The sequence below is a fragment of the Nocardia sp. NPDC059240 genome (genome assembly GCF_042753865.1).
In the GTDB taxonomy this organism is placed as follows: Bacteria; Actinomycetota; Actinomycetes; order Mycobacteriales; family Mycobacteriaceae; genus Nocardia.
The window spans coordinates 77,670-103,237 of record NZ_JBHZAC010000005.1 but is presented as its reverse complement, the minus strand read 5'-3'; the positions used below and the strand labels follow the sequence as shown (position 1 = coordinate 103,237).

The following is a 25,568-nucleotide window of genomic DNA, read 5'->3' as shown; positions in this document are numbered from 1 at the left end:
TTTACGAAGGGCCTGGCACCTGCGGTTTTTATTCGTTGACCAGCCGTAATCCGGGGGTGCGGGCCTGTCGGCGGTCGACCAGCCAGATGGCGACGGTCTGATCGGCGGCCGGATCGAGGGTCTCCACCTCGACCTCGACCTCGCCCCGCAGCGGGTGCTGGATCTTCAGTACGAGGGTCCGGAAGTCGGTGAGCCGGTGTTCGCGCCAGCGTTGCTCGAACTCCGGATGCCGGGTCAGTACGGTGACGACGGCCTGCACCGCCTGGTCGTCCGGGAAGCGAGTGGCGGCCGCGCGCAGCGCCGTGGCGGCCATATCGGCGACCGCGTCCCAGTTCAGGAACACCTTGCGGGCGGTCGGGTGAGCGAAGACATAGATCGCGAAGTTGCCGTGCGCCTCCTCCTCGAACATGCCGAGCGGCTCGGCGAAGTCGCGGAACGAGGGGTTGCCGTGCAGCAGGTTGAGCCAACGGCCGAGCACGAACGCCGGCGTCGGCTGCAGTGCGTCGACGACCGCCTGAATGGTCTCGGAGACCTGTTCGCCGGCCTGTCCGGCCGACGGGCACTTGGCCTTCTGTTCCAGGCCGAGGGCCAGCTTGCCGAAGTGGTGCTTCTCGATCTCGTTGAGCCGCAAGGCATCCGCGATGGCGGCCAGCACGGCCATCGAGGGGTTGCTGTCGCGTCCCTGCTCGAGCCGGGCCAGGTAGTCTGCGCTGACGCCGGCGAGTGCGGCGACCTCTTCGCGGCGCAATCCGGGCGTGCGACGCCGCCGACCGGACGGCAGCCCGACGTCTTCGGGTTGCAGCGCGGCGCGGCGCGCGATCAGGAACTCGGCGAATTCGGTACGGGACACCTCTCCATAGTGCCTGGTCCTGGTTCCGTTATCCCCGCCCTGCCAGTCCCCGGATAACCACGGCCTGGATAAGCGGACCGCAGTCCACTTAATCTCAAGGCATGACGACTTCCGAGCAGACCACCCTCGCCCCCGGCGCCTGGACCCTCGACGCCAACCACTCCTCGGTCAACTTCACCGTGAAGCACCTGGGCATCTCCAAGGTCCGCGGCCGCTTCAACCGCTTCGAGACCGGCTTCGTCGTGAACGACGCCGGCGAGGCGGCCATCGAGGCCACCATCTACTTCGACTCCTTCGACACCGGCAACGAGATGCGCGACGGCCACGTCCGCAGCGCCGACATCCTCGATGTCGCCAACCGCCCGCACCTGACCTTCCGCGTCCCGGAGGCGGTCGCGCTGACCTCCGAGTTCGAGGTCACCGGCGAGGCCACCATCGGCGGCATCACCAAGCCGGTCACCCTCGACGTCGAGTGGGGCGGCGTGCAGGTCTTCCCGCAGGACAACAAGGAGCACGCCGGTTTCACCGCGTCGGGTTCCATCAAGCGCAGTGACTTCGGTGTCGCCCCCGGCATGCCGAACGCCATGCTGAGCGACAAGATCGCCATCGAGCTCGACATCCAGCTGGTCGCCCCCGGCGCCTGAGCCATCCTCTTCGGAAAGTCAACGCCCCCTGTGGAATCCACAGGGGGCGCTCGGCTGTCCGGGGGAAGTTCAGTCCGCCCAGACGGTTTCGATCGGGGTGCCCGCGTTCGGCGGCGGGGTCGGCACGGCCGCCGGGGTGCGCGAGAAGCGCGGGGCCGGGGCATGCTGCACGACACCGTCGATCTCGACCAGGCCGGTGCGGGCCTGGATGTGCGGATTCTGTTCCGCCTCGGTGAAAGTCAGCACCGGGGTGGTGCAGGCGTCGGTGTGCTCGAAGATCGCCCACCATTCGTCGCGGGTCTTGGTCTTGAACTTCTCGGTGAACAGCTTGCGCAGCTGGTCCTGACCCGCCGGGTCGAGCTGATTCGGCAGCCCCTCCGGCGAGATCTCCAGCCCGGCAAGCAGTTCCGCGTAGAACTGCGGTTCGATGCAACCCACGGCCATGTACTTGCCGTCGGAGGTCTCGTAGGTGTCGTAGAAGGCCATGCCGGTGTCGAGCAGGTTGGTGCCCCGCTCGTCCGACCACAGGCCCATGCCCTTCATGCCCCAGATCATGTGCGAGAGGGCAAGCGCGCCATCGATCATGGCCGAGTCGATGACCTGGCCCTTGCCGGAGTTCTGCCGCTCCACCAGGGCGGCGAGAATGCCGAAGACCAGGAACATGGAGCCGCCACCGAAGTCGCCGACCATGTTCAGCGGCGGCACCGGGCGTTCGCCCTTGCGGCCGATGGCATTGAGCACACCGGTCAGCGAGATGTAGTTGATGTCGTGCCCGGCGCGGTCGGCCATCGGGCCGTCCTGCCCCCAGCCGGTCATGCGGCCGTAGACCAGGCGCGGATTGCGTTCCAGGGCAGTGTCCGGGCCCAGTCCCATGCGCTCGGTGACGCCGGGCCGGAAGCCCTCGATGAGCACGTCGGCCTTCTCTATGAGCCCGAGCACCTTCTCGATATCGGCCGGATCCTTGAGATTGGCCTCGACGATGGTGCGGCCACGCCACTGCGGGCGCTCCATGAAGCCGGGGAAGCCGCCGGGCCGCTGCACCCGCACCACGTCCGCGCCGAGGTCGGCGAGCAGCAGTGCCGCGTGCGGACCGGGGCCGATGCCGGCCAGTTCAACAACCCGGACGCCCGCGAGCGGGCCCTGCTTGGCGGTGGATGGAGTGCTCACGCCCTACCTCGGTTCATCGTCGAATCCTGTGCACCGGTCCACGAACCGGTGTTGACGCTACGACAATAACGCGAGGCGGCTGGGTGCCGGCAGGGTGGGCGGGATCACTCAGTTGTCGATGATCGGCAGCGGGAGCGTGTCCGGGGGAGGCAGCTTCGGCAGCGCCGAGCGCGGCAACCGCAGGGTCGGCAGTTCACCCGCCGCCATGCGCACGGTCTCCGGGTCGTCGAGGGTGCGTTCCTTGGCGGGCAGCCCGTAGAAGGCGCGGGCATTGTCTTCCAGCACCTTGTGCAGGTCGGAACCCACCGCGTCGGCGATCACGGAGATGTCGGTGTCGCGGAACGCCCGGTCGGCGCGGGTCCCCGGCAGATCGGTCCCGAACATCAGCGCGTCCGGATTCACCGTGTGGATCTTGCGCAGTGCGGAGCCCACATTCATCGACACCCGCCCGAAGCCGGACGCCTTCACCTTCGCCCCCCGGTCGACCAGGTTGAGCAGGTACGGCAGGCAGTCGTCGGACATGCCGAGATGATCGATGGACAGCTTGGGCAGTTTGGTGATGACCGGTTCCAGCGAGCCCAGCATGGACCCGTCGATGTAGAGCTCCACATGCCATCCGGCCAGTTCATAGGCTCGCAAGGCCAGCATGGTGAGTCCGACGATGTCGCCGCCCGCGCGCTTGAGGTTGAACCGGATGGCCCGGACCCCGGCCCGGTTCAGATCGATGATCTGCTGGTCGGAGGCGTCGACGGGCAGCATGGTGACGCCCACCCAGCCCTCGCCGAGAGCGTCGAGGGCCTCGAGTAGATAGCTCTGATCGGTGCCCTGGAAGGATCCGCTGACCACGGCACCACCGTCGATATCGAAGCGGGACATGCGCTTGCGATAGTCGGCGATGGTGTACGGGTCGGGCAGGTAGCCCTCGTTCTCGACCAGCGGGAACCGCGGATCGAAGATGTGGAGATGGGCATCGAACACTTGATCAGCATGCCTCAGAACGGTGACATGTGTGGACAACCTTGTCCGGCAAGCGGATTGGCGCTGGTCAGGGCGTCCTGTCCAGCGCTGATCCGAAAATCCTGACGGGTCAGGAAATCTTGTCGGGCTCGGAGGCGGCGAGCATCTCGTCGCGCTCGACGACCTTGACGCGCTCGCGGCCCTGCGGCTCGCCGAGGGCGCGCTCGTGTGCGTCGAGGCGGTACCAGCCGGCCCAGGTGGTGAACGGGATGCCCTTGGCCTCGAGGAAGTCGGTGACCGCGTCGCGCTCGGGGCGCGGGGCCGGGACGAAGTTGGCGGCGTCGTCGAGCAGGCAGGCGATGGTCTCGTTGGCGTCGCCCTTGGTGTGGCCGATGAGGCCGACCGGGCCGCGCTTGATCCAGCCGGTCACATAGGTTGCGGGCGCGTAGCGATCAGCGCCGTCCGCGTCCTCGTCGACCAGCACGCGGCCGGCCTCGTTGGGGACGGTGCCGGCCTGGTCGTCGAAGGGCAGGGCCGGGATGTTCTGCGACAGGTAGCCGACCGCGCGATACACGGCCTGGATGTCCCAGTCCTTGAATTCGCCGGTGCCCTTGCAGTTTCCGGTGCCGTCGAGCTGGGTGCGCTCGGTGCGCAGGCCCACAACCTTGCCGTCCGCGCCGAGGATCTCCGAGGGGTTCTCGAAGAAGTGCAGGAACAGCTTGTGCGGGCGGTTGCCGACATCGCGAATGGCCCACTGCTCCAACGTATTGCAGATCATGTCGACCTGCTTGGAGTGGCGGCGCGCGGCTTCGGAGCCCTCGTCGTAGTCGATGTCCTCAGGATCGACGATGACCTCGATGGTCGGCGAGTGGTCGAGTTCGCGCAGTTCCAGGGGGGTGAACTTGGCCTGGGCGGGACCGCGGCGACCGAAGACGTGCACTTCCAGCGCCTGGTTGGCCAGCAGGCCCTCGTAGACGTTCGGCGGGATCTCGGTCGGCAGCAGTTCGTCACCGGTCTTGGCCAGCACGCGCGCCACGTCCAGGGCGACGTTGCCGACGCCGAGCACGGCGACCTTCTGCGCGTCCAGCGGCCAGGTGCGCGGCACGTCCGGGTGTCCGTCGTACCAGGACACGAAGTCCGCGGCGCCGAAGGAGCCGTCGAGGTCGATGCCCGGAACCTCCAGGGCGCGGTCGGCATTGGCGCCGGTGGAGAAGATGACCGCGTCGTAGAACTGCCGCAGGTCCTCGAGGGTGATGTCGACGCCGTAGTCGATATTGCCGAGCAGACGGACCTGGTCCTTGTCGAGGACCTTGTGCAGCGCGGTGATGATGCCCTTGATGCGCGGGTGATCGGGGGCGACGCCGTAGCGGATGAGACCGAAGGGCGCGGGCATGCGCTCGTAGAGGTCGATGCTGACCCCGTCGAACCCGGTGGGTGCGTCGGACTTCATCAAGGCATCGGCGGCATAGATACCGGCCGGTCCTGCGCCCACGATCGCAATGCGTAGCGGGCGGGTCGCTGCACTCTGTTCGGTCATTTTTCCGCGCACCCTTTGGGTCGAAACCAACTTGCCGTCAAAACTTAGCCGTCGTTCTTAGCTTAGGCTAAGTTGACGCCCGGACTTCAGGTGCCATCATCGGCCCCCGACGCTGCAGCGTTGCTGCGTTGTCCTGCTATTCCCGCGCCTCGGGCGGGAAATTCTGCTGATTCTATGCGATGGCATTCGAGGTCCCTCGCACCGACCAGGCATGATCTACCCATGAGCGACGCGGAGGAGACAGTCGAGGATCCGGTCCAGTTCGATCAGAACGAGACGCGGAGCATGTGGCCATTCCTGGTCGCGGCCGGTCTCATCGCGTTCGTGATCCTGGGCATCGTGATCGCCACCCTGGTCTCGCCGGTTGAGAAGAATGTCACAGATACCGATCGGCTTTCCGCACCCGCGGGCAACTTCATCAAGTACCGCAGCGACAACGGCAAGTACGAACCGAGCTTGGCCTGCAAGGGATTCGACGAGAACAACTCGCCGCTCAAGATTGCCGTCGAGACCGGCGGCCCGATCAGCTTCGACGCGCTGAAGGACCCCGTCATCGACGGCGACAAGGCCACGGCGCAGGTCAGTTTCAGCGCCGGTGGCGCCCAGACCACCTCCACCTGGCACTTCACCAAAGAGAATTCCCGCTGGTTGGTCTGCAGTTCGTGACAAGGTCCGAAGTCCGGCGAACCGTTTGACACGAGTGCCGGTTTTTCGGCACTCTCATCCCAGGTCATGAGTATCAGCGTCAAGCCCCGGCTCGCTGATCGGCAACCCTCCTCCGCGGTGGGGTGCTCCGGGTGACGACCTGGCCACGCACCGAGCAGCGGTGCGGCAAGTGCGGATTCACAGGAGGTACAGGTGAACTACGCGGGTGACATCACGCCGAAGCAGGCGTGGGAGTTGTTGCGCGACAATCCGGATGCGGTGCTGGTGGATGTCCGCACCGAAGCGGAGTGGCGTTTCGTCGGGGTGCCCGACACCAATGGCATCGGCCGGCCGACCGCGCTGATCGAATGGGTGGACGCCACCGGCGCGCCCAATGCGCGGTTCGTGGACCAGTTGCGGCAGGCTCTTGCGGCGCGCCCGCAGGATTCGGACGCCCCGGTGCTGTTCATCTGCCGCTCGGGCCAGCGCTCCATCGGCGCGGCCACCGCGGCCACCACCGTCGGCATCTCCCCGTCCTTCAATGTGGTCGACGGGTTCGAGGGTGCACTGGACGGCCAGGGTCATCGCGGCAGCACCGGCTGGCGCGCCGACGGACTCCCGTGGAGGCAGTCATGATCACCGGCGGTTCCTTCGAAAAGCCGCTCCCCGAGGGCGTCGGCCCGGCCACGCAGGCCGTGCGCGGCGGCACCCGGCGTTCCGGCTTCGACGAGACCTCCGAGGCGCTGTTCCTCAATTCGGGTTTCGTCTACGAGAGCGCCGAGGCCGCGGAAGCGTCCTTCACCGGCGATATCGAGCACTTCGTCTACTCCCGCTACGGCAACCCGACGGTCGCCATGTTCGAGGAGCGGCTGCGCCTGATCGACGGCGCGGAAGCCTGTTTCGCGACCGCCTCGGGCATGTCCGCGGTGTTCACCGCGCTGGGCGCGCTGGTGGCCGCCGGCGACCGCCTGGTCGCGGCGCGCAGCCTGTTCGGCTCCTGCTTCGTGGTGGCCAACGAGATCCTGCCGCGCTGGGGCGTGGAGACCGTCTTCGTCGACGGTGAGGATCTGGACCAGTGGGAGCAGGCGCTGTCGGTGCCGACCACGGCCGTCTTCTTCGAGACCCCTTCGAATCCGATGCAGACCCTCACCGATGTGCGCGCGGTCTCCGATCTCGCGCACGCGGCGGGCGCGAAGGTGGTGCTGGACAACGTTTTCGCCACCCCGCTGTTGCAGCGCGGTTTCGATCTGGGCGCGGACATCACCGTCTACTCGGGCACCAAGCACATCGACGGCCAGGGCCGGGTGCTCGGCGGCGCGATCCTTGGACCGCAGGACTACATCGACGGTCCGGTCAAGAACCTGATGCGCCACACCGGTCCGGCGCTGAGCCCGTTCAATGCCTGGACGCTGCTCAAGGGCCTCGAGACCATGCCGCTGCGGCTGCGTCAGTCGGTGGATTCGGCGCTGAAGATCGCGCAGTTCCTGGAGGACCACCCGGCCGTGGCGTGGGTGAAGTACCCCTTCCTGTCCTCGCACCCGCAGTACGAGCTGGCCAAGCGGCAGATGTCGGGCGGCGGCACGGTGATCACCTTCGAGCTGAAGGCTCCCGAGAACGAGGCCAAGAAGCGCGCTTTCGAGGTGCTCAACCGGTTGCGCATCATCGATATCTCCAACAACCTCGGTGACGCCAAGACCCTGATCACCCACCCGGCCACCACCACGCATCGCGCGATGGGTCCGGAAGGCCGTGCGGCCGTGGGCATCACGGACGGGGTCGTGCGCATCTCCATCGGCCTCGAAGATGTCGAAGACCTGCTGGGCGACCTGGACCACGCCCTGAGCTGACGAATACCGAAATGGCCGGAACCCAGCGGGTTCCGGCCATTTGTCGTTTCCGGGGGCAAAGTTATTGACAGCATGCTGTCAAATATGACAGCATGCTGTCATGATGAAAACAGTTCACATGGCCGTCTACGACACCTTCTCGGACTGGGAGGTCGGGCATGCGACCGCGCACATCAATCGCGAACTCTGGCACCGGGAACCCGGCACCTGGCAGGTGAAAACCGTTGGGATCAGCACCGATCCGGTCACATCGATGGGTGGCATGCGGATCGTGCCCGATATCGCACTCGCGGATCTGAAGCCCGCCGACAGCGCGATGCTGATCCTGCCCGGACTGGCGACCGAATTCGATCCGGCCAGCCCGATCACGATCTTCGCGGGCAAGGCGCGAGAATTCCTGACCGCCGGCGTCCCGGTCGCCGCCATCTGTGGGGCCACCTTCGGACTCGCCAAGGAAGGGCTGTTCGACGAGCGTCCGCACACCAGCAACGATCCGGGTTACCTGTCCATGAGCGGATATTCGGGCGGCGAGCATTACGTAGCGGAGACCGCGGTGACCGACGGTGATCTGATCACCGCGACCGGCACCCGCCCCGTCGACTTCGCCCGCGCGATCTTCGCCCGGCTCGGCATCTTCGAGCCGCACGTGCTCGAGGCTTGGTACAAGCTCTACGGAAACAATGATCCGGCAGGCTTTTACGAGCTGTTCGAGTACGAACAGCAGCGCGCGGCAGCCGCGCAGTGACTCGCGCCGACGAGCAGCCGACTCGCACCGATCAGCAACTCTTCGCCACCGCGGCGGTCACCTCGTTCAAGTTGAACGGCCAATTCCTTGCGGTCGCCGAGGAATTGGCCAAGCCCGCCGGGATCACCGTGGCCTGGTGGCAGGTGCTGGGCGCGGTGATCCGCGAGCCTCTGCCGGTCGCGGGTATCGCGCGCGAGATGGGCATCACGCGTCAGAGCGTGCAACGGGTGGCGGATCTACTGGTGGACAAGGGGTTCGCCGAGTATCGGCCGAATCCGGCGCATCGCCGCGCCAAGCTGGTGGCGATCACCGATGAGGGGTACGGCGCGGTGCGGCAGATCGATCCGCAGCATGCGGCCTTCGCGAAACGGCTTGTCGCGCAGGTGGGCCGGGAGAAATTGGCTCGGATCGTGGACGCGCTGACGACCCTGTCGGCCGCCCTCGACGCACTCGAGGGCGACACGACGGACTGAACTACGGCGCGAACGGGTCCTTGGTCTTGCCGACCAGGGCCGCGACCGACGGCAGGATGGTGGTCGGGCGGTACGGGAACTGCTCGACCAGGGCCGGGGTGGAGATGCCGGTGGTCACCAGGATGGTGCGCATGCCCGCCTCGAGACCGGCGATGACGTCGGTATCCATGCGGTCGCCGATCATGACGGTGGACAGCGAGTGCGCGCCGATGCGGCGCAGCGCCGACCGCATCATCAGCGGGTTGGGCTTGCCGACGTAGTACGGCTTGCGGCCGGTGGCCTGGGTGATGAGGGCTGCGACCGAGCCGGTGGCGGGCAGGATGCCCTCGCGGGAGGGTCCGGTCGCGTCCGGGTTGGTGGCGATGAAGCGCGCGCCCGCCGCGACCAGCCGGATGGCGGTGGTGATGGCTTCGAAAGAGTAGGTGCGGGTTTCGCCGAGCACCACGTAGTCCGGTTCGGAATCGGTGAGGATGTAACCGATTTCGTGCAGCGCGGTGGTGAGGCCGGATTCGCCGACCACGTAGGCGGTGCCGCCGGGACGCTGGTCGTTGAGGAAGGTGGCGGTCGCCAGCGCGGAGGTCCAGATGGACTCGACCGGAATCTCGAGGCCGGTGTGCTTGAGCCGGGCCTGCAGGTCGCGCGCGGTGTAGATCGAGTTGTTGGTGAGGACCAGGAACGGAATGTCGTTGTCGCGCAATTCGGCGAGGAACTTGTCGGCTCCGGGAACCATGTGATTCTCGTGTACGAGGACACCGTCCATGTCGGTCAGGTAGGAGAGGATCGGTTCTGCGCTCGAGTTGGTCACGTGCACATTCTCCGCTATCCCCGGACCGAACGCTCATATATTCCTGCTCTGATTAACTGCCCGACCGGTCTCATCCCAGGAATACGGTCCCCCGACCCGGGGTTCGAGGACTTGGGTGTGACCCCTGCCGCACCGCCTCCCGTCGCTGGACCTAGGGTGCGAGGTAAGTCCGTTTGCGACGCGCGACGTCGCGGGCGGCGGCGGGAGGTTGGCCCGCACAACCCAAGCGCAGCAAGGCGACAGGAGTGCCCAGGTGAAAGACCTCAAGCTCGGTTACAAGGCGTCCGCGGAACAGTTCGGCCCGCGCGAACTGGTGGAACTCGCGGTGGAGGCGGAGGCGCACGGCCTCGACTCCGCGACCGTCTCCGATCATTTCCAGCCCTGGCGGCACAATGGCGGCCACGCCCCGTTCTCGCTGGCCTGGATGACCGCGGTGGGCGAGCGCACCAGCCGTATCCAGCTCGGCACCTCGGTGCTGACCCCGACCTTCCGCTACAACCCGGCGGTCATCGCGCAGGCCTTCGCGACCATGGGCTGCCTGTACCCGGACCGGATCATGCTGGGCGTGGGCTCGGGCGAGGCGCTCAACGAGATCGCTACCGGCTACATCGGCGAATGGCCGGAGTTCAAGGAACGTTTCGCGCGCCTGCGCGAATCCGTGGATCTCATGCGGGCCCTGTGGACCGGTGAGCGCGTGGACTGGGAAGGCCAGTACTACAAGACCGTCGGCGCTTCCATCTACGACGTGCCCAAGAACGGCATCCCGGTCTACATCGCGGCTGGTGGCCCGCTGGTGGCCCGCTACGCCGGTCGCGCCGGTGACGGGTTCATCTGCACCTCGGGCAAGGGCATGGACCTCTACACCGAGAAGCTGATGCCCGCGGTCGCCGAGGGCGCGGCGAAGGTCGGCCGCACGGTCGACGATATCGACCGGATGATCGAGATCAAGATCTCCTACGACACCGATCCCGTTCTGGCGCTGGAGAACACGCGCTTCTGGGCCCCGCTGTCGCTGACCGCCGAGCAGAAGCACTCCATCACCGACCCGATCGAGATGGAGGCCGCGGCCGACGCGCTGCCGATCGAGCAGATCGCCAAGCGTTGGATCGTGGCCAGCGATCCGGACCAGGCCGTCGAGCAGATCAAGCCGTACCTGGACGCCGGCCTCAACCACCTGGTCTTCCACGCGCCGGGGCATGACCAGCGCCGCTTCCTGGACCTGTTCAAGAGCGATCTGGCCCCGCGCCTGCGCGCCCTCTGACGGGTCGGAGATCACACCCGAACGGGCGGCACACGGGGACGGACAGCCCTTGCGAAGTCCGCTGCCCGTGTGCCGCCCGTTCGCTGAAAACCGGCCCTCGAGCGGGACATATGTCATGTGATTGCAGTCTCCCGCGCTCGGGTCGAGGCATGAGCTCGGCGGGAAACGGCCGGTAGAACGGGTCTTGACGAATCAATAGCGAATATGCATAACCAAACGCGCTTGACGTGTTGCCGGGTAGACGCGGAAATCGGCCAATAACGGTCGGTAGGCTTTCGCTCATGGCTGCCACACCGGTTTCCAGTGTGTACATCGCGTCCCCCGAGGGCGACACCGGCAAGTCGACGGTGGCGCTCGGTGTCCTCCAAGCGCTCGCCGCGACCACCCCCCGCGTGGGCGTGTTCCGGCCGATCACCCGATCCGCGAACGGACGCGACTACATCCTCGAACTCCTCCTCGAACACTCCACGTCCGATGTCGACTACGACCAGGCGGTCGGCGTCACTTACGAACAGGTGCACGAGGATCCGGACGCCGCGATCAGCGAGATCGTGATGCGCTATCACGCCGTCGCCAAGCAGTGCGATGCCGTGCTCATCGTCGGCTCCGACTACACCGATGTCGCCAGCCCCTCCGAACTGCGCTACAACGCCCGCATCGCGGTCAACCTCGGCGCGCCCGTGCTGCTGGTGGTGCGCGGAATCGGCCGCACCTCCGACGAATTGGGGCAACTGGTCGAGCTGTGCCGTGGCGAGCTGAACGCCGAGCACGCCAAGCTGGTGGCCGTCATCGCCAACCGCTGCGAGCCCGAGCAGATCGAGGCCGACGCCGAGGTCCTGAAAAAGGTTGCGGCCGTACCGTCCTGGGCGCTGCCCGAGGTGCCGCTGCTGCAGGCCCCGACCATGGAGGAGCTGCGCGACGCGATCGGCGGCGAACTCTACAGCGGCGACCCGGAACTCATGCAGCGCGAGGCCCTCGACGTGATCGTCGGCGGCATGACCGCCGAGCACATTCTGGAACGCCTCACCGACGGCGTCGCCGTGATCACCCCCGGCGACCGCTCCGACGTGCTGCTCGCCCTGGTGAACGCCCATGAGGCGGAAGGCTTCCCGTCGCTGGCGGGCATCATCATGAACGGCGGCATGCTGCCCGAGCCGTCCATCGCCCGGTTGATGGCGGGCCTCAAGCCCAAGCTGCCGATCCTGTCCACCGATCTCGGCACCTTCGAGACCGCCAAGGCCACCGCACTCACCCGCGGCCGGGTCTCGCTCTCCAGCATCCGCAAGGTGGACACCGCGCTGGCGGTGATGGAGGAGCGGGTCGATCCGCGAGAACTGCTGCGGCAGATCGAGGTTCCGATCCCGAACATCGTCACCCCGCAGATGTTCGAGTACCAGCTCATCGAGCGCGCCCGCAACGACCGCAAGCGCATCGTGCTGCCCGAGGGCGACGACGACCGCATCCTGCGGGCCGCCGGCCGCGTACTGCAGCGCAAGATCGCCGACCTGACCATTCTCGGCGAGGAGGCCGCCATTCGCGGTCGTGCCGCCGAACTCGGCGTGGATATCGACGCCGCCGAGGTGCTCGACCCCAAGACCTGCCCGCTGCGTGACGAATTCGCCGAGGAATACGCCCGGCTGCGCTCGCACAAGGGTATGACGGTGGACCGCGCCCGCGAATTCATGGCCGACATCTCGTATTTCGGCACCATGATGGTGCACATGGGGGTCGCCGACGGCATGGTGTCGGGTGCCGCGCACACCACCGCGCACACCATCCGGCCCTCGTTCGAGATCATCAAGACGACGCCGGGCGTGTCCACGGTGTCGAGTGTCTTCCTCATGTGCCTCGCGGATCGTGTTCTGGTGTACGGCGATTGCGCCGTGGTGCCGGATCCGACCCAGGAGCAGCTGGCGGATATCGCGGTGTCGTCCGCGCTCACCGCCGCCCAGTTCGGCATCGACCCCCGGGTCGCCATGCTTTCGTACTCGACCGGTGAATCCGGCTCCGGCGCGGATGTGGACAAGGTCCGCGCCGCCACCCACCTGGTGCACGAACGTGCCCCGGAGTTGTTGGTGGAGGGCCCGATTCAGTACGACGCCGCCATCGAACCGGCGGTCGCCAAGACCAAGCTGCCCAATTCCGAGGTGGCCGGCCAGGCGACGGTCTTCATCTTCCCGGACCTCAATACCGGGAACAACACCTATAAAGCGGTGCAGCGCAGCGCCGGAGCCGTGGCCATCGGGCCCGTGCTGCAGGGTCTGCGCAAGCCGGTCAACGACCTCTCGCGCGGCGCTCTCGTCGCGGACATCGTCAACACCGTTGCCATCACCGCCATTCAAGCCCAACAGGAGGCGCAATGAAGGTACTGGTGATCAACTCCGGTTCCTCGTCCATCAAATACCAGCTGCTGGATCCGGAGTCGGCCGAGGTGGCGGCCTCCGGTGTGGTGCAACGCATCGGCGAGGACGTCGACAGCGACGTCGTGACCGTCGAACACAAGTGCGGCGGTGAGACTTTCGAGTTCCGCGGCCCGCTCGCCGATCACGCGGCCGGTCTGCACGTGGTGTTCGACCTGTTCTCCGCCTCCGGCCAGGATCTCGCGCACGCCGATCTGGGCGCGGTCGGGCACCGGGTGGTGCACGGCGGCGAGGTCTTCTACCGGCCCACGCTGATCGACGACGACGTGGTCAAGGCGATCATCGACCTGTCTTCGCTGGCCCCGCTGCACAATCCGCCGAATGTCATCGGTATCGAGTCGGCGCGGGCGCTGCTGCCGGAGGTGCCGCAGGTCGCGGTGTTCGACACCGCCTTCTTCCACGAGCTGCCGGACGCGGCCAAGACCTACGCGATCGACGCGGAAACCGCTGCCGCGCACGGTATTCGCAAGTACGGCTTCCACGGCACCTCGCACGATTACGTCTCCGCGCAGGTCGCGGCCTTCCTCGGCAAGGACCGTTCCGAGCTGAACCAGATCGTGCTGCATCTCGGCAACGGCGCGTCGGCCTCGGCCGTTCGTGCGGGCAAGGCCGTGGACACCACCATGGGCCTGACCCCGCTGGAGGGCCTGGTCATGGGCACCCGGTCCGGGGATCTGGATCCGGGCATCATCTTCCACCTGATCCGCACCGCGGGCATGGGGGTCGACGAGGTGGACGCCCTGCTCAACCGGCATTCCGGCATCAAGGGCATCTCCGGCGTGAACGATTTCCGTGAACTCGGCCAGCTCATCGAAACCGGCCATCCCACCGCCACATTGGCGTTCGATGTCTACATCCACCGGCTCCGCCGCTACATCGGCGCCTACCTGATCGACCTGGGCAAGGTGGACGCCATCACCTTCACCGCCGGTGTCGGCGAGAACGACGCCAAGGTCCGCGCGGCCGCGCTGGCCGGTCTCGAGAACTACGGCATCAAGATCGACGCGGCCCGCAATACCGCGAAAGACCGTTCGGCCCGCCGCATTTCGACCGACGACTCCGCGATCGACGTGCTGGTGGTGCCGACGAACGAGGAGCTGGCCATCGCCCGCGCCTCGGCCGAACTGGTCGGCTGAACCGCCTTTCGTATACGGCCTTCACGAAAACATCACGATGCGATTGGCATTGTGAAACCCGGACCTAGGAACCTCCCCCGGTCCACCAACCGGAACCCGTGTCGCACCACGCACAACTGCGGTAGGGATCGTCAATTCCCTCGCCGATCCCGCCGTTCTCAGGCTGCCCCCGAGATCACCGCAGGCGACACGGGACTCCTCCGGTCTCCCTAGAACCAAGACTTGGCGCGCACCGCGTTGGCCAGGTCGACCAGTGCGTAGCGATGCGTGCGCGCGGGTGCCGAACGGGCCAGCCCGCGCAGCCCGGTCTCGATGCCGCGCCGCAGATCGCGTTCGGTGAACGGCGATCCGAACAGCTTGGAGCTCAGCGATTTCGGCCGCTTCCCGGCCTGCACCCAGCCCAGCGCGATACCCAGCGTGAGGATCCGCAGCTGGGCCGCGCGCCCCTCCCCGGGCGGCAGATTCTGCACCCGCGCCGCCGCCACCTGCAGCGTCGACTCGTCCAGGTCCGCGGCGGGCGCGCAGGTCAACAGCATGAGAATGGCCGTCATGCGGGCCTCGGCGTAATGGCGTGAGGCGGGCGGCACCTGATCCAGCGCGTGCACGGCCGCGGTGATGTTCCCGGCCGCCGCCAGTTGCCGCGCCAGCCCGAAGGCCGCGCTGACCACACCCCGGTCGGTGCGCCATACCGTGGCGTAGTAGTTCTCGGCGTAGGCCCGCCATTCCTCGGGATCGGGTGAATCCCAGTGCTGCAGAATGAGTTCCGCCGTGGCGGCCAGCGCCAGCTTGGGTGCGATCTCACCGGGCAACGCCTCCAGCACGGAATTGAAGCGGGCGAAGGCCGGCTCGTATTCCAGTTCCAGCAGCTCGGTCATGCCCAGATACCAGTCGATCCGCCAATCCGGGGCCGGAGGCTGCGGCTCGTCGGCGAGCCGGTCCAGCAGCATGCGGGCCGCGGCCGACTCGTTCAGATCCAGGTGCGCACGGGCCTCGGCCAGCGTCACCTCGAGCTCGAAGGTCTCAGGCGCGCCGCCGGGTTCGGCCGCGGCGCGCTGGCGGGCGTGCCGCAACTCGTCGAGAGCGTGCCGGGCCTCGGGGTGCGTCGCGCCGGCCAGCAGCGGCGCGGACGGATCACCGGAGTCGATGGTCGGCACCGGCAGTGCCGCCACCACGTCGCCGGGCTGCAACAGGGTGTCGCGCGCGACACCGTCGATGATGCCGTCGGTCTGCGCGATCAGTTCGCCGGTGCCGAAACTGGTGCGCGGCGGGCTGAACAGGGTTGACAGCTGCGGATGCTCATTCCCGGTCTCGACGGCCAGGATCTCGCGCAGCACGCCGGTGAGCTGGGTGCCCAGCAGCCGCGCGGAGGCGAAGCGCCGCTCCGGATCCGGGTGGGTGGCGCGCAGCAGCAGCCGGTAGAGGAACTGGTGCCGGGCCAGCACCGGCTCGTCCTTGGGGTCGGGGATGCCGTCGGTGTACGCGCCGCGTTCCATCGGCAGTTGCAGCGTGAGCACGGCCAGGGTGCGCCCGGCGGTGTAGATGTCGGAGGCCACCGTCGGCCCGGTGTGCGCGATCTCCGGGGCCTGATATCCCCTGGTGCCGTACAGGTTTCCGTACGCCTCGAACTGGCTGACCGCGCCCATGTCGATGAGCTCCACCCGATCGGTGGTGATCATGATGTTGTCGGGCTTGAGATCGTTGTAGGCCAGCCCGACCGAATGCAGATAGTCCAGCGCCGGCAGGATCTCCAGCAGATACGCGATGGCCACCGTCACCGGCATCCGTTCGGGCGCATAGTGATCGAGCAGATCGCGCAGCGAATGCCCGCCCACGTACTCCATCACGATGAACCCGATGGGCGTGCCGTCCGCGCTCGCGTGCTCCACGAAATTGTGGATCTTCACGATGCTCGGGTGCGCGACCTCGGCCAGGAACTGCCGCTCGGCCACCGCGACCGCCTGGGCCTCGGCGTCACCGGCGTGCAGCAGGCCCTTGAGCACCACCCAGCGGTCGCTGACATTGCGGTCGATGGCCAGATAGATCCAGCCGAGCCCGCCGTGCGCGATACAGCCCTGGATCTCGTACTGCCCCGCCACCCGTTCGCCCGGATGCAGTGAGGGCCGGAAATCGTAAGGCGCGCCGCAGGTCCCGCAGGTGCCGGCGGTCGTGGACGGTGCGGTCGGGGTGGCCCGTCCGACCGGTTTGCCGCAACGCCAGCAGAATCGCCGGCCCTCGGCCACCATCGGATCGTCGAGCACCGCCGCTTCCGGATCCACCGGTTCGACCGTGGGAATCGGCACCAAACCGGCCCCCAGCCGCCGCACCACCGGCCGCGGCCGGGTCATGCGCGCGGTCCGCTGTGACGGCCGGGTGGGAGTGCGCGGTTCGCCGGACGAAACACCCTGCGGCGCTACCGGTTCGATCGCCTCTGCGGGTTCTTCCGGCGGTTGCGGCACGATTTCGTGCCGCTGTGTCGCCTGGGTGGGCTCGAATTCGTCACTGCCACCGGAGGGTTCGGCCCGCGTCGTGACCTCGGTCCGTGCGGGCCAGTGCGGTCCGGTCGTCGCTTCGGGGCGCGGCACGGCCTGCGTGGCGGCGGGTTCGGGTGGGGTCGGATCGGACGGTGTGGTCATCGTCAGTCCTGATACCTCGGGGGCGGCGGAATGGCGGCGTCGCCCAGTTCGGTGGACAACCAGCGCCGGTAGAGCCGATTCCAGGTGCCGTCGGCGCGAATGCGTTCCAGCGTGCCGTTCACGAACCGGACCAGATCGTCGGCCCCCTTGGAGATGCCGATGCCGTACTGCTCGGTGCTCAGGTTCGGCCCCACCACCTCGGTCGCCGGATCTTGCTGGGCGAGCCCGGCCAGCACGGTGTCGTCGGTGCTGACCGCGTCCACCTGCCGCTGCTGCAACACCACCAGGCAGTCGGCCCAGCTGGGCACGGTGAGGATGGACGCGGCGGGTTGCTGTCGGCGGATCAGGTCCAGCGAAGTGGTGCCGCTGGCCACGCACACCCGCCGGCCCGCCAGATCGGCGAGCCCCTCGATCCCGGAATTGCGCACGGTCAGCACCCGCTGATGCGCCGTGAGATACGGGGTGGAGAAGGTGACCGATTGCCGCCGTTCGCAATTGATGGTCATGGTCTTCACCACCACGTCCACGGTGTGCTCCACCAGCGCCTTCTCCCGGTCGGCGGAGGAGAGGATGCGGTATTCCACCGCGCCCGGATCGCCCAGCAGATCCCGCGCCAGCTCGCGCGCGATCTCCACGTCGAACCCGGCCAGCGCGCCGGTGGTCGGATCCCGGAAGCTGAACAGATTGCTGCCCGGATCCAGCCCGACCAGCAGCCGCCCGCGGGCTCGGATGGCATCGATGTCGGGCCCGTTGCGGGTCCCGTTCGGCCGTAGTCCGGCCGTCGGGTCCCCGCAGTCCGGGGCCGGTGGCGGCGGAGTGGTCTGAGCCTGTGCCACAACGGCTCCCGACGGCAGCGGCGGCTCGACATAGCTCGGCACCCGGGTGGACGGCGCGGGTGGCGGGGGACTCTCGTCGCCGCAGGCGGCGGTGAACAGCACGCTCGTTGCCAGGGCGGCCAGCGAAATGGATCGGATCGGTCTTCGCGTGATCATCGGTACTCCCGGAGCCGCGGCCACAGTCCGGCCGCGATCAGGACGGCGGCGGCGGTGCTGAGCACCAGTGCGCCGGGTCCGAGCAGGTCGAGGGTGCGCGCGGCGTGGGAGGTGTCGGCGCGCAAGGTGTTCCGGGTTTCGGCGATGCCGTCGGCGAGCGCGTTGTCGAGGGCGCTGGTCTGGGCGGCGGCCTCGCTCGCGCCGGGGCCGGTGGCCACGGCGGCCGCACCGATGAAGTCGCCCTTGGACAGGGCGTCGTTCATGCGCTGGTGGGCGGCGCGCCAGCGGTCCAGCGCGGCCGTGGCGGTCTGCACGTCGCTCGCGCCGGGCTTGTCGGATCCGTAGCCGGACAGGATGTTTCGCAGCTTGGCGATGGCCGTGTCGTAGGCGAGGTCGTAGTCGGCGCTGGTATCGCGCCGCACCAACTTGAGGGTTTCGGCGGTGCGGGCCTGCTGGGCCAGGATGCGGCTCTGGGTGAGCGCGGTGGTGGGCACACTGCCCGCGTCCCGGGCATGGGTGGTGTCCACGGCGGAGATGAAGCCCGCCACCACCGTCCAGCCCAACAGCACCACCATGGTCGCGGTGGCCAGCAGCAGCCCCGGATTGAGCACCCGGTTCCAGCGCCGGAACAGGAACAGCTGCGCCGCGATCAGCACCGCGACCGCCAGCAGCGGCAGCAGGATGGCGGGCCACGGCGGCCGCACGTGACTGCGCTGAGTGGCGGCGATGGCGGCGGACCGATGCTCCTGCAACTCCTGCGCCCGCGGCAGCAGCGTCCCCTGCATGAGGTTGGACGCCTCGCTCAGATAGGCCGCGCCCACCGGCTGGCCGCTGCGATTGTTGGCGCGCGCGGCCTCGATGATCCCGGTGTACACCGGCAGCCCGGTGGCGATGCCGCTGCGTAGCTGGGTATCGGTGTCCCCGTCACTGCGATTGGACTGGGTCACCAGTTCCGCGGCCGCCTCGCCGACCGCCTGGTTGTAGCGGTCGCGCACCGGCTTCGGTTCCAGCCCACCGGAAATGAAGGCGGTGCCCGCGGACGCGTCGGCCACCGAGAGCGAGGTGTAGAGCCGCTGCGCCGAATAGGCGTCCGGTTCGGACTCGCCCAGCAGGACGTCCAGCGCGTGTTGCCGGTTGGTCACCGCGGTGGCGGTCACGATGCCCGCGGTGACGCACAGTGCCAGCAGGACCAGCCCGACGGCGATCAATTTGGCGGGGGAGGACTGCGCGAAGGACCGTATTTCGGTGGTCGCGAAGCGTTCCCGCCAGGCCGCCGCGGCGGCGCGTGGGGACAGCTCGTCGAGCCCCAACTCCCCGGTGCGTGCCATCCTCACCTCCCACTGACCGAAATCGAACGACCGACTCGTTGCTTTCGGATGAGCTTATTGTGGACGTACCGCTGCCGTGACGCGGGAAGGCCCGCGGTGTGCCCGCCGGACGCGACATGGGCATGGCATGGCCGGTGAGCGATGGGATTGTGACTATGCGTGGTGACGGCGACGGTTGGGCGAAAAGTCCGGATGGCACCCGTCAGTGGGGTCGCTACGGTGCTGCCGGACTGTTGCTGCGCGCCCCGCTGCTCGGCGGCGGCTCCGCCGTCCTGCTGCATCACCGCGCCGCGTGGACCCATCAGGGCGGCACCTGGGCGCTGCCCGGCGGCGCGCGCGACTCCCACGAGACCACCGTGCACGCCGCCGTCCGGGAGGCAGAGGAAGAGGCGGGCATCAAGCCGGGGGCGATCCGGGTGCGCGGCTCCCGCGTGACCGCGACCGCACCTAGCGGCTGGACCTACACCACGGTCGTCGCCGACGCCCCCGACCGGCTCGCCACCCGCGGCAACAAGGAGAGCCAGGACCTGGTCTGGGTGCCCGAGGACGAGGTCGAGGATCGGCCGCTGCATCCGGGCTTCGCCGCGGCCTGGCCGCTGCTGCGCGCCACGCCCACCCGGATCAGCCTGGACGGCCTCGCCGATACCGGTGCGGTGGCGGCCGCGTTGCCGCGCACCCTCGATCTGGCCGAGGACGGCTTCGTCTGGCTGCACGCCAACGGTGCCGGGGCGGGGCGCACGGCCCGCATCCGCGCGGCCGTAACCGAAACCGGCGTAACCGAATCCGATTCCGGCCCGGACGAATCCGCCGCGGAACAGACCGATTTGGCCGGAAATGTGTTGTTCCTCACTCTCGATCAGGTGTTGTCTTGATGAGGTGAGCACGCGCGAGGTCCCCACCTACTGCCGAATCTGCGAGCCGCTGTGCGGCCTGATCGCCACCGTGGAGGACGGCCGCCTGGTGCGGTTGCGCGCGGACAAGGAGCATCCGCTCTCCCGCGGCAATGCCTGCCCCAAAGGCATCGCGTTCACCGAACTCCAGAACGATCCGGACCGGGTGCTGTATCCCTTGCGGCGCACGCCCTCCGGCGAATTCGAACGGGTCTCCTGGGATACCGCTCTCGACGAGATCGGCGAACGCCTGCGCGGGCTGATCGACGAGCACGGAATGGAAAGCCTCGGCTGGTATTTCGGCAATCCCTCCTCGTTCTCCTATTCACACACCCTGTGGATGCTCGGCTTCCAGCTGGCCGCCGGGCTCAAGCATGTGTATTCGGCGGGCTCGCAGGACGTGAACAACCGCTTCGTGGCAAGCCAGCTGCTCTACGGCTCGGCCACTTCGGTGCCGGTGCCGGATCTGGACCGCACCGATTTCCTGCTCATGCTGGGCGCGAATCCGCTTGTCTCGCACGGCAGTGTGCTGAGTGCGCCGCGTATTCGCGAGAAGCTCACCGCCATCACCAAGCGCGGCGGGCGCGTGGTGGTGGTCGATCCGCGAAACACCGAGACGGCCAAGCTGTTCGAGCATGTCGGGGTGCGGCCCGACGGCGACGCCTGGCTGCTGGCCGCGCTGCTGCAGGTCATCTTCGAGGAGGGCCTCCAGGACGATCAGGCACTGCGCCGCCAGGCCGCCGGTGCGCGCGAATTGCGGGCTGCCGTCGCACGTTTCACACCCGAGTCGACCGCGGCGGTGACCGGCCTCGAACCCGATCGAGTGCGTGCGCTGGCCCGGGATCTGGCCCGCGCCGAATCGGCCGCCGTCTACGGCCGCACCGGGACCTGCCTGGGTCGGCACGCGACCCTGGTCGCCTTCCTCATCGACGCCCTGGCCCTGGTCACCGGCAATCTGGACCGGCCCGGCGGCTCGGTGTTCGGCAAGGAACTGGTGGCGGTGTCGAAAATGAACGCCCGCATCGGTTTCGTCGCCTACGACAAGAACCGTTCCCGCATCGGCGGCTTCCCGGACGTGCTGGGCACCTTCCCGGCCGCCATCATGGCCAAGGAGATCACCACCCCGGGCCCCGGGCAGTTGCGCGCCCTGTTCACCTCGGCGGGCAATCCGGTGTCCTCGGTGCCCAACGGCCGCGAATTGGCTGCCGCCCTCGAACAACTCGACCTGTTCGTCTCCATCGACCTCTATGTCAACGACACCAACCGCACCGCCGACTACGTGCTGCCCGCCACCACGTTCCTGGAGCGCGACGACATCCCGCTCCCGTTCACCGCGTTCTCCCCGATCCCCTACACCCAGTACACCGAACGGGTGCTCGAACCCTACGGCGAGGCCCGCGAGGAATGGCAGATCATCGACGCCATCGCCACCCGAATCGGCGTGCAGCCCTTCGCCGTCGGCCCCGCGCGCCCGGTCGGCCGGCTACTGAGCACGCTGCGCCGCCGCGTCCCCGGCCTGGGCTCGGCCCGGCCCACGCCACCGCTGCTGGTCGACATGGCCTTGCGCACCGGACCCTACGGTGACCGGTTCGGCCTGCGCCGCAACGGGATCAGCCTGCGCATGCTGCGGCGGCACCCGCACGGCGTGGTGCTGGCCGACGGCATCACCACCGACGTACTGCGAGAGGTGTTGCAGCACAAGGGCGGTCGCGTCCGACTCGACCCCGACGAGATCATTCTCGAGCTGTCCACGCTCACCGTGCGCCCCGCCGACCCCACCTACCCCCTGCGCGTGATCGGTCTGCGCGAGCTCAAATCCCACAACTCGTGGATGCACAATCTCGAGCCGCTCATGCGCGGCGACCGCGAACACGCCGCCCGCATCAACCCCAAAGACGCCGCGGTAGCGGGCATCTCCGACGGCGACCGCTGCAAGGTCACCTCCGCCCACGGCTGCATCGAAGTCACCGCCCGCCTCACCGAGGACATGGTCGAGGGCGCGGTGGCCATCCCGCACGGCTGGGGCCACCACGGCGGCTGGCAACTCGCGAACGCCGCGGGCGGCGCAAACGTCAACGACCTGATGTCGACGGATATCGCCGATGTCGAACAGCTCGCGGGCATGTCCAACCTGAACGGTGTCCCCATCCGCCTCGACCCGGTCGGCTGATCAGCGGTCGTTCTCCAGGATTCGCTGCTTGATCGCGCGCGCGGCGGCGGTGGGGTCCGAGGCGTCGGTGATGGCTCGCACCACGACGATTCGGGTCGCGCCCGCGGCGACGACCTCGGGGAGGCGGGCGTCGTCGATGCCGCCGATCGCGAACCATGGGCGGCGGGTGAGCGAGTCGGCGGTGGAGCGGACCAGGTCGAGACCGGCCGGAGTGCGGCCGGGTTTGGTCGGGGTGGCGTAGACCGGGCCGGTGCAGAAGTAGTCGATGTGCTCGTCGACCGCTGCCAGTCCGGCTTGCGCGCGATTGTTGGTGGAACGGCCCAGCACCACGTCGGGTCCGAGGATCTTGCGGGCGTACCAGGGCGGCAGGTCGTTCTGGCCGAGATGCAGCACGTCCACGCCCGCGGCGAGCGCGATATCGGCGCGGTCGTTGCAGGCGACCAGGGCGCCGTGGCGGCGGGCCACGGCCTTCAGTTCGGCCAGCGCGCCGAGTTCGCCCTTGGCTTCCAGGGGTCCGAACTGCTGCTCCCCGCGCGAGCCCTTGTCACGCAGCTGGATGATGTCGACGCCGCCGGCCAGGGCGGCCTCGGCGAACTGCGCCAGGTCGCCGGTGTCGCGGCGCGCGTCGGTGCACAGGTAGAGCCGTGCGGTCGCGAGACGCTCCCTAGGGGATACCGGTCGGTTCGGGTGGGACGGTTGCACGGCCTCGACGGTAGTCGCGCTACGGTGGTTGAGTCGAAACGACCCGAGGGAGCGCACTCGGCGCGAAGCCGCGCGACGCTCCCGGTGAATTTTCTGTTTCGAAGGGTATATATGCAGGTCCCGGAGGTGCCGGGACGAGTTAGGTGGATTCACATGCGGACTCTGGCCGTCGTCGGCGGCGGTGTGATCGGACTGTCGGCGGCCTGGCGGGCCGCCGGAGCGGGCTTTACCGTCACCCTCTTCGACCCGGCCGTGGGCTCCGGTTCCTCCTGGGTAGCGGGCGGCATGCTCGCACCCCTCTCGGAGGGCTGGCCCGGTGAGGACGCCGCCCTCGAGTTCGGTGCCGCCTCCCTGGCCCGCTGGCCACAATTCGCCGCTGACCTGCGTGAATCCACAGGCATCGAGGTCTTCGTCGCCGACCAGACATTGACCGTCGCCCTCGACGCGGCCGACGCCGCGGACCTGCGCACCATCGCCGATTTCGTCAACGCCCACGAGCTTCCGGCACTCGCCGCGAAAGATATATCTGGCGAAGGTGATTCAGATCAAACCGCCGACGCCGCTTCCGCCCGGCTCCGGCTGCTGGATCGCGCCGGGGTACGCGCCGCGGAACCGAGCCTCGGTCGCGGCGTCCGTGCCGCACTGCTCGCTGTCGCCGAACCCGCGGTCGACAATCGGGCCCTGGTGACCGCCCTGCGCGCGGCCTGCGTCGCGGCCGGGGTCGAGTTCCGCGCCGAGCGCGTCGAATCCCTCACCGACCTGCCGCACGATCGAATCGTGCTGGCCACCGGCGCCGCCGCCGCGCAACTGTGGCCGAGCCTGCCGATCCGCCCGGTCAAGGGTGAGATCCTGCGCCTGCGCCGCCGGCCCAGCGCCCCGCAGCCGCCGACCCGCGTGATTCGCGCCCGCGTGCACGGCCGACCCATCTACATCGTGCCGCGCGGTGACGGAATCGTTTTGGGCGCAACGCAATACGAGGTCGGCTTCGACACCGCCGTCACCGCGACGGGCGTGCGCGACCTGCTCACCGACGCCGAATCCGTGTTCCCGGGTCTCGGCGAGTACGAGTTCGCCGAGGCCACCGCGGGTTTCCGCCCCGGTTCCCCCGATAATCTGCCGCTGGTCGGCTACCTCGACGAGCGGGTCATCGTGGCGGCGGGCCACGGCCGCAACGGCATTCTCGATACCCCCGTCACCGCCGATGCCGTGCTCGCCCTGCTCGAGGGTGAGCCGCTGCCCGAGGCGCGGGCCGCCGATCCGCGGCGCTTCCCGTCGGTCGCCGTCTCCGGCGCACCCGAATCATTCACTGCCGCACCGCTTTACCCAGGAGGAGTTCGATGACCGCAATTCCGGTCGGCGTCACCGTGAACGGTGAGGACCACGTGTTCCCCGACCCACTGTCCGTGCGCGAGCTGCTGACCCGGCTCAACCTGCCGTCGCAGGGCGTCGCACTCGCCATCGACGGCGCGGTCTTCCCCAAGTCCCGCTGGGACGAGCCGGTCGGCCGGGGCTGGGAGATCGAGGTGCTGACGGCGGTGCAGGGTGGCTAGCGCGATCGAGCCCCTGGTCATCGCGGGCCGCGAGTTCGGTTCGCGCCTCATCATGGGCACCGGCGGCGCCGACAATCTGGCCGTGCTCGAGGAGGCCCTGCTCGCCTCCGGCACCGAGCTCACCACGGTCGCCATGCGCCGGGTGGACGCCGCGGGCGGCACCGGCGTGCTGGATCTGCTCAAGCGCCTCGAGATCGCCCCGCTGCCCAATACCGCTGGTTGCCGCGGCGCGGCCGAGGCCGTGCTGACCGCGCGCCTGGCCCGCGAGGCCCTCGAAACCGATTGGGTGAAGCTGGAAGTCATCGCCGACGAGCGCACCCTGCTGCCCGACGCCATCGAATTGGTCTCGGCCGCAGAGCAATTGGTGGACGACGGTTTCACCGTGCTGCCCTACACCACCGACGACCCGGTGCTGGCCAAGCGCCTCGAGGACATCGGTTGCGCCGCCGTCATGCCGCTGGGTTCGCCGATCGGCACCGGCCTGGGCATCAGCAATCCGCACAATATCGAGATGATCGTGGCCGCCGCCGGTGTCCCCGTCATCCTCGACGCGGGCATCGGCACCGCCAGCGACGCCGCCCTCGCCATGGAACTCGGCTGTTCGGCAGTCCTTTTGGCCACCGCCGTCACCCGCGCCCGCCAACCCGCCCTGATGGCCGCCGCCATGGCCCGCGCCGTCGAGGGCGGCTGGCTCGCCCGCCAGGCCGGTCGCATCCCGAAGCGTTTCTGGGCCCAGGCTTCCTCGCCCGGCTTCTGATTCGTCCACGCATCCCGGCCCGGATTCTGAACCCCGGGTCGGGTCCGGGCGTAGTCATC

At 68.3% G+C, this 25,568-nt stretch carries 23 protein-coding genes and 1 riboswitch; of the genes, 14 read left to right on the top strand and 9 right to left on the bottom strand.

Annotated features, from left to right (window positions below; translation table 11 throughout):
* Window positions 1–28: 28 nt before the first annotated feature.
* The gene (locus tag ACFXHA_RS19295; protein WP_379358516.1) at window positions 29–850 is read right to left on the bottom strand and encodes a helix-turn-helix domain-containing protein; all 822 of its coding nucleotides are present in this window, start codon (window positions 848–850) and stop codon (window positions 29–31) included.
* Window positions 851–951: 101 nt separating this feature from the next.
* Here ACFXHA_RS19295 and ACFXHA_RS19290 point away from each other — a divergent pair, with 101 nt between their 5' ends.
* Window positions 952–1,494 (top strand): YceI family protein, encoded by a 543-nt coding sequence (locus tag ACFXHA_RS19290; RefSeq protein ID WP_379358514.1) that lies wholly within the window; start codon window positions 952–954, stop codon window positions 1,492–1,494.
* Window positions 1,495–1,563: 69 nt separating this feature from the next.
* Here ACFXHA_RS19290 and ACFXHA_RS19285 read toward each other — a convergent pair whose 3' ends face one another.
* The 3 genes from ACFXHA_RS19285 to ACFXHA_RS19275 form a co-directional block, all read right to left on the bottom strand.
* A complete protein-coding gene (locus tag ACFXHA_RS19285) occupies window positions 1,564–2,661 on the bottom strand; it encodes a CaiB/BaiF CoA transferase family protein (protein WP_379358512.1) in 1,098 nt (365 codons plus the stop codon).
* Window positions 2,662–2,769: 108 nt separating this feature from the next.
* Window positions 2,770–3,639 (bottom strand): amidohydrolase family protein, encoded by an 870-nt coding sequence (locus tag ACFXHA_RS19280; RefSeq protein WP_379358510.1) that lies wholly within the window; start codon window positions 3,637–3,639, stop codon window positions 2,770–2,772.
* Between the two features lie 109 nt (window positions 3,640–3,748).
* The gene (locus ACFXHA_RS19275) at window positions 3,749–5,155 is read right to left on the bottom strand and encodes an FAD-dependent oxidoreductase (protein ID WP_379358508.1); all 1,407 of its coding nucleotides are present in this window, start codon (window positions 5,153–5,155) and stop codon (window positions 3,749–3,751) included.
* 222 nt (window positions 5,156–5,377) lie between these two features.
* On the opposite strand from ACFXHA_RS19275, the gene ACFXHA_RS19270 reads away from it, so the two are divergent.
* From ACFXHA_RS19270 to ACFXHA_RS19250, 5 genes are all read left to right on the top strand, one after another.
* Complete coding sequence (locus ACFXHA_RS19270; RefSeq protein ID WP_379358506.1) at window positions 5,378–5,821, top strand: hypothetical protein; 444 nt, start codon at window positions 5,378–5,380, stop codon at window positions 5,819–5,821.
* Window positions 5,822–5,883: 62 nt separating this feature from the next.
* A riboswitch (SAM riboswitch) is annotated at window positions 5,884–5,999 on the top strand.
* Between the two features lie 14 nt (window positions 6,000–6,013).
* Complete coding sequence (locus tag ACFXHA_RS19265) at window positions 6,014–6,436, top strand: rhodanese-like domain-containing protein (protein WP_379358504.1); 423 nt, start codon at window positions 6,014–6,016, stop codon at window positions 6,434–6,436.
* A complete protein-coding gene (locus ACFXHA_RS19260) occupies window positions 6,433–7,647 on the top strand; it encodes an O-succinylhomoserine sulfhydrylase (RefSeq protein ID WP_379358502.1) in 1,215 nt (404 codons plus the stop codon). The genes ACFXHA_RS19265 and ACFXHA_RS19260 overlap by 4 nt, the downstream gene beginning before the upstream one ends.
* A 100-nt stretch (window positions 7,648–7,747) precedes the next feature.
* Entirely contained in the window at window positions 7,748–8,392 is a 645-nt protein-coding gene (locus tag ACFXHA_RS19255; RefSeq protein WP_379358500.1) for a DJ-1/PfpI family protein, read from the top strand.
* Window positions 8,389–8,865, top strand: coding sequence for a MarR family winged helix-turn-helix transcriptional regulator (locus tag ACFXHA_RS19250; RefSeq protein WP_379358498.1), 477 nt, complete (start codon window positions 8,389–8,391; stop codon window positions 8,863–8,865). The genes ACFXHA_RS19255 and ACFXHA_RS19250 overlap by 4 nt, the downstream gene beginning before the upstream one ends.
* A 1-nt stretch (window position 8,866) precedes the next feature.
* On the opposite strand, the gene ACFXHA_RS19245 is transcribed toward ACFXHA_RS19250, so the two are convergent.
* The gene (locus ACFXHA_RS19245) at window positions 8,867–9,625 is read right to left on the bottom strand and encodes an HAD-IIA family hydrolase (RefSeq protein WP_379359575.1); all 759 of its coding nucleotides are present in this window, start codon (window positions 9,623–9,625) and stop codon (window positions 8,867–8,869) included.
* A gap of 298 nt (window positions 9,626–9,923) precedes the next feature.
* Between ACFXHA_RS19245 and fgd the strand changes: the two genes are divergently transcribed.
* The 3 genes from fgd to ACFXHA_RS19230 all read left to right on the top strand — a co-directional run bounded on the left by fgd (window position 9,924) and on the right by ACFXHA_RS19230 (window position 14,487).
* On the top strand, window positions 9,924–10,931 hold the full coding sequence (gene fgd / locus ACFXHA_RS19240; protein ID WP_379358496.1) for a glucose-6-phosphate dehydrogenase (coenzyme-F420): 1,008 nt from the start codon (window positions 9,924–9,926) through the stop codon (window positions 10,929–10,931).
* Window positions 10,932–11,212: 281 nt separating this feature from the next.
* Window positions 11,213–13,294 carry a phosphate acetyltransferase gene (gene pta / locus ACFXHA_RS19235; protein ID WP_379358494.1) on the top strand — a complete coding sequence of 694 codons (2,082 nt, stop codon included), beginning with the start codon at window positions 11,213–11,215 and terminating at the stop codon, window positions 13,292–13,294.
* On the top strand, window positions 13,291–14,487 hold the full coding sequence (locus tag ACFXHA_RS19230; protein ID WP_379358492.1) for an acetate kinase: 1,197 nt from the start codon (window positions 13,291–13,293) through the stop codon (window positions 14,485–14,487). The genes pta and ACFXHA_RS19230 overlap by 4 nt, the downstream gene beginning before the upstream one ends.
* Before the next feature lie 209 nt (window positions 14,488–14,696).
* On the opposite strand, the gene ACFXHA_RS19225 is transcribed toward ACFXHA_RS19230, so the two are convergent.
* The 3 genes from ACFXHA_RS19225 to ACFXHA_RS19215 are packed head-to-tail and all read right to left on the bottom strand — an operon-like array spanning window position 14,697 to window position 19,440.
* Window positions 14,697–17,120 carry a tetratricopeptide repeat protein gene (locus ACFXHA_RS19225; protein ID WP_379358490.1) on the bottom strand — a complete coding sequence of 808 codons (2,424 nt, stop codon included), beginning with the start codon at window positions 17,118–17,120 and terminating at the stop codon, window positions 14,697–14,699.
* Window positions 17,121–17,122: 2 nt separating this feature from the next.
* The gene (locus ACFXHA_RS19220) at window positions 17,123–18,112 is read right to left on the bottom strand and encodes a glutamate ABC transporter substrate-binding protein (protein ID WP_379358488.1); all 990 of its coding nucleotides are present in this window, start codon (window positions 18,110–18,112) and stop codon (window positions 17,123–17,125) included.
* Window positions 18,109–19,440 carry a hypothetical protein gene (locus tag ACFXHA_RS19215; RefSeq protein WP_379358486.1) on the bottom strand — a complete coding sequence of 444 codons (1,332 nt, stop codon included), beginning with the start codon at window positions 19,438–19,440 and terminating at the stop codon, window positions 18,109–18,111. The genes ACFXHA_RS19220 and ACFXHA_RS19215 overlap by 4 nt, the downstream gene beginning before the upstream one ends.
* Window positions 19,441–19,595: 155 nt before the next feature.
* On the opposite strand from ACFXHA_RS19215, the gene ACFXHA_RS19210 reads away from it, so the two are divergent.
* Window positions 19,596–20,312 carry an NUDIX domain-containing protein gene (locus ACFXHA_RS19210; RefSeq protein ID WP_379358484.1) on the top strand — a complete coding sequence of 239 codons (717 nt, stop codon included), beginning with the start codon at window positions 19,596–19,598 and terminating at the stop codon, window positions 20,310–20,312.
* A 4-nt stretch (window positions 20,313–20,316) separates the two neighbouring features.
* Window positions 20,317–22,500, top strand: a complete 2,184-nt coding sequence (locus ACFXHA_RS19205) for a molybdopterin-dependent oxidoreductase (RefSeq protein WP_379358482.1) — start codon at window positions 20,317–20,319, stop codon at window positions 22,498–22,500.
* Here the strand turns inward: ACFXHA_RS19205 and thiE are convergent, their stop codons facing one another.
* Entirely contained in the window at window positions 22,501–23,202 is a 702-nt protein-coding gene (thiE, locus tag ACFXHA_RS19200) for a thiamine phosphate synthase (protein WP_379358480.1), read from the bottom strand.
* 153 nt (window positions 23,203–23,355) lie between these two features.
* Here thiE and ACFXHA_RS19195 point away from each other — a divergent pair, with 153 nt between their 5' ends.
* From ACFXHA_RS19195 to ACFXHA_RS19185, 3 genes are read left to right on the top strand one after another with little or no spacing between them, the layout of a single operon-like run.
* Complete coding sequence (locus ACFXHA_RS19195) at window positions 23,356–24,543, top strand: FAD-dependent oxidoreductase (RefSeq protein WP_379358478.1); 1,188 nt, start codon at window positions 23,356–23,358, stop codon at window positions 24,541–24,543.
* Window positions 24,540–24,752: a sulfur carrier protein ThiS gene (thiS, locus tag ACFXHA_RS19190; protein WP_379358476.1), complete on the top strand. Its 213-nt coding sequence runs from the start codon at window positions 24,540–24,542 to the stop codon at window positions 24,750–24,752. Before ACFXHA_RS19195 ends, thiS begins: the two co-directional genes overlap by 4 nt.
* Window positions 24,745–25,509 carry a thiazole synthase gene (locus tag ACFXHA_RS19185; protein WP_379358474.1) on the top strand — a complete coding sequence of 255 codons (765 nt, stop codon included), beginning with the start codon at window positions 24,745–24,747 and terminating at the stop codon, window positions 25,507–25,509. The genes thiS and ACFXHA_RS19185 overlap by 8 nt, the downstream gene beginning before the upstream one ends.
* The last annotated feature ends 59 nt before the right edge of the window (window positions 25,510–25,568 follow it).